Annotated in this window: 3 protein-coding genes and 1 pseudogene; 3 read left to right on the plus strand and 1 reads right to left on the minus strand. The window is 35.7% G+C overall.

Features of this window, described 5'->3' with window-relative positions; translation table 11 throughout:
• Positions 1-34: 34 nt before the first annotated feature.
• Positions 35-973, minus strand: coding sequence for an AraC family transcriptional regulator ligand-binding domain-containing protein (locus BIZ39_RS20960; RefSeq protein ID WP_187447987.1), 939 nt, complete (start codon positions 971-973; stop codon positions 35-37).
• Between the two features lie 145 nt (positions 974-1,118).
• Between BIZ39_RS20960 and BIZ39_RS20965 the strand changes: the two are divergent.
• From BIZ39_RS20965 to BIZ39_RS20975, 3 genes and pseudogenes are all read left to right on the plus strand, one after another.
• A pseudogene (locus BIZ39_RS20965) lies at positions 1,119-1,686 on the plus strand (MMPL family transporter); the annotation flags it as partial.
• Between the two features lie 96 nt (positions 1,687-1,782).
• Entirely contained in the window at positions 1,783-2,763 is a 981-nt protein-coding gene (locus BIZ39_RS22570; protein WP_187447988.1) for a BtrH N-terminal domain-containing protein, read from the plus strand.
• A gap of 34 nt (positions 2,764-2,797) precedes the next feature.
• Positions 2,798-3,253, plus strand: a complete 456-nt coding sequence (locus BIZ39_RS20975; protein WP_187447989.1) for a class I adenylate-forming enzyme family protein — start codon at positions 2,798-2,800, stop codon at positions 3,251-3,253.
• The last annotated feature ends 69 nt before the right edge of the window (positions 3,254-3,322 follow it).

Below are 3,322 nucleotides of genomic sequence, written 5' to 3' on the forward strand. Positions count from 1 at the left end.
AAGTGTTTAGGCTTCAAGCAGCCAGCGATTGTATTTAAAGAAATGGCATTGGCTGCTTGATATTGACGAGTGTCGCACTTCGCAGTTGAATTCGGGACTCTTTACGTGTTTTCTCTAATAGACTCTGATAGTTTGTACCTTGCTCATTTAGCTTTCGTTGCATATTTCGAAGACTAAAACCTAAAGATTCAGCGATCACTTGCTGAGAAGGGCTACCAAAAGGTAAAAGATCAAATATCTTTGACTTTACAACATGTTTTAAATCATTTTTATCTATACGAGACATGAACTCTTCAAGAATTTTTTCATGCATTTGAGTTATTAATGAATTAGTCGTTATCAATTGCTTTTGAGTTTGTTCAAGATCAAAAACAATAGTTGTTTTTTCTGCATTAAATACAACATCACATTTAAAGTAGTCATTTAAATAATCAGTATCATGATTAGGCTCGGGAAAAGAAAACAACACTTTCAAAGGTACAATATTTGCTCCTGCTAACTCCCTAGAAAATTTAATTACAGTGAGAATAAAAAGTTCAACTCCAACATAAGATAATACAGGGCTCGCTGTACTTTTATGGCAAAACAAATTCATATGAACCAATAATTGACTATTCCTTTCTAACGCCGTGAGCTTACATGTATTTGATAGTACTCTTTTGTAGTTAGCTAAGCATTGGAGAGCAGCTTGTAGGCTTTCAGACGAGACCATGGCATAACCAAGAGCATGAAATATATTAGGATGAAACTGATTGGCAACAGAAATGGAGAAATCATGCCGATTCAACTTAGCGTTAGTATAATTAAGTATTTTAGTTATATTTTTTGCTGTAGTTCTTGATTCTGGGTTATTAAAAGCACGGCTATCAATCTTAAAATTTTGACATGCTTCATCAAAATCAAGATCAAATAACTCCATTGCACGCTTAATAGAGATCATCCAACCGCTCAGTACCGTATAACTTTCTTCCATATTTTACTTCCACAAATAAATGTAGACCCCAATAAAATGATTAAAAATGACAAAACAAATACATTTTGACGTAAAAAGCACTAGTTAAAACCAACGCCCTACGTCATCTTATGTAACAAGTTAAACATAAGATTAACAATATCCTCAAGATGGTATTAAATTTCTTCTTGCCGCTGGAAATGCAGGTGTTGAAGCATCAACCAATATCGTAATTGAAGAAGCACAAAAATGAGATGCTTATTTGGGTCTATTCCGTTGTTATTATTATTTGTTTAATTACCTTTAGATCGGTGCCTGTTGTTGTATGCATCATAGTTCCTTTGATTGTCACTTCGGTGTTAAGTCAAGCGTTAATGGCCTTTGTAGGTATAGGCGTTAAAGTTGCAACATTACCTGTAATTGCATTAGGTGTCGGGATTGGGGTTGATTATGGCATCTATATTTTCAGTAAAATAAAAGAAGGGCTTGCCATGAAAAAGTCACTCTATATGTCTTATTTATATACATTAAACCAAACAGGTAAAGCAGTAGGCTTTACTGGCGTAACTTTAGCAATATGTGTAGCGACATGGGCTTTCTCTCCAATCAAATTTCAATCCGATATGGGCTTATTATTAACCTTTATGTTTGTTTTTAATATGATCGGTGCGCTTACCTTAATTCCAAGTTTAGCTTGGTTATTACGTATCGGAAAAAGCCAGAGCGAATCTTAGATCGTAAACTACTAATAATACTTTAACGATGGCTACATCGTTAAAGTATTAAGCTTATCTTATAGATATGCGTTTAAGCAAATTCAAGGATATTAAGTGACTTTAATTAATCATACACATGTTCCAGGACATCATTGTTCTAGTACTGCAATAGCAGACTTGGTTCGTTTTCATCATTTCAATTGGAGTGAAGACTTCTGTTTTGGTATAGGCGGCGGCTTAGGCATTACTTATTTAAAAACACCGTCTTCATCCCCTACTCGCCTGCTTCATACACGCTCTTTAGGATATGAAAAACGCTTTTTCAATGCTATTGGTGTAGATGATTTTTCATGGTTAAGTGGCCGTACGGAAGAAGAAAGCGAGAAACAACTTCTTTGTGCCATAGACGAAAACCGGCCTGCCCTACTGCTTAGTGACATATTTTATTTACATTACTTTAATTCATCGAGTCATTTTCCGGGTCATGGAATTATGGTTTGGGGTTACGATAAAAACGATAAAATTTTTTATGTAACCGATACCGAAAGAGAAAACTTAGAAAGCGTGCCTTTTTCTGATATGAGAAAAGCGCGGGTATCACAAATCCCCCCCTTTATATGTAATGGTGATTTTTATGCTCCGCATCATCTATCCAAACCTACAGATTTACAAACACTATGCAAATTGGCTATTAAGGAAAATGCACATAGGTTGCTTAACTCAACTGACCATGCAAGCGGCTTTTCTGCTTTGCACTCCCTGACCGATGATCTCAGTAATTGGGCCGAATCTGATGACTGGCAATGGAACTGTCGATTTGCCTACCAAACCATTGAAAAAAGAGGTACAGGTGGCAGTGGTTTTAGAAAAATGTATGCTCGATTCTTAGCTGAAGCGGGTCAACATCTAGAATCTATTAAAACCTTAGAATTAGAAAATAAAATGCTTGAAAGTGCACAGAGTTGGCATGTGCTTTCAAACGCTTTTAAGCAAACCTCTGAGAACAATAAACCAGATTTTGAATTTATTAAAAAATGTATTAAACAAGTGATTGCAAAAGAAACCATCTATTGTGAGAGCGCTTTATTAGTTTAAGTTTATAACATAATTAAAAAATAGAGGAATACTGATGGATACTTCCAGAAATATAATTAACAGAGTTGCCATGGGTGATGTTTTTAGGCGTAAAGCAGCAACATCCCCGAACCTTGATGCCATTGTGGAATACAGAAACAATGAACGGCTTGCCTATACCCATTTAGCGTTAAATAAAGCGCTAAATAAAGTTGATCATATGTTAAGAGCGTTAAATATAAAACAAGGTGATAGAGTTGCATTAGCCAGTCCTAATTCAATTGAATTCGCTCTCGTTATTTATGGTTGCATGAAAGCAGGCGTTGTTGTTGTACCTGTAAATTATTTACAAGGTCCTTCTGATTTGGTTTTTACGCTTAATCACTGCGAAGCTAAAGCGATATTTATTGAAGATTCATTAGTTGAAAAATTTGAAGAATGCAAACACGAACTCAATGTTTTGAAACATTGGATTTCAATACTGAGGGATCCCCACGAATTTAGCATGTAATCTTGCTCATGCAAGCTTCAGCGGTGAGTTCATCAAGCCAGCGGATCGTCTTTTTCCACTGATGCAGGG

This window comes from Alteromonas sp. BZK5 (assembly GCF_014349115.1).
Lineage (GTDB): Bacteria > Pseudomonadota > Gammaproteobacteria > Enterobacterales > Alteromonadaceae > Alteromonas > Alteromonas macleodii.

What these genes read in the sequence shown, in the direction of transcription:
- BIZ39_RS20960 (WP_187447987.1), bottom strand. Translation starts at nt 973, where the DNA reads ATGGAAGAAAGTTATACGGTACTGAGCGGTTGGATGATCTCTATTAAG.
- BIZ39_RS20975 (WP_187447989.1), top strand. Translation starts at nt 2,798, where the DNA reads ATGGATACTTCCAGAAATATAATTAACAGAGTTGCCATGGGTGATGTT.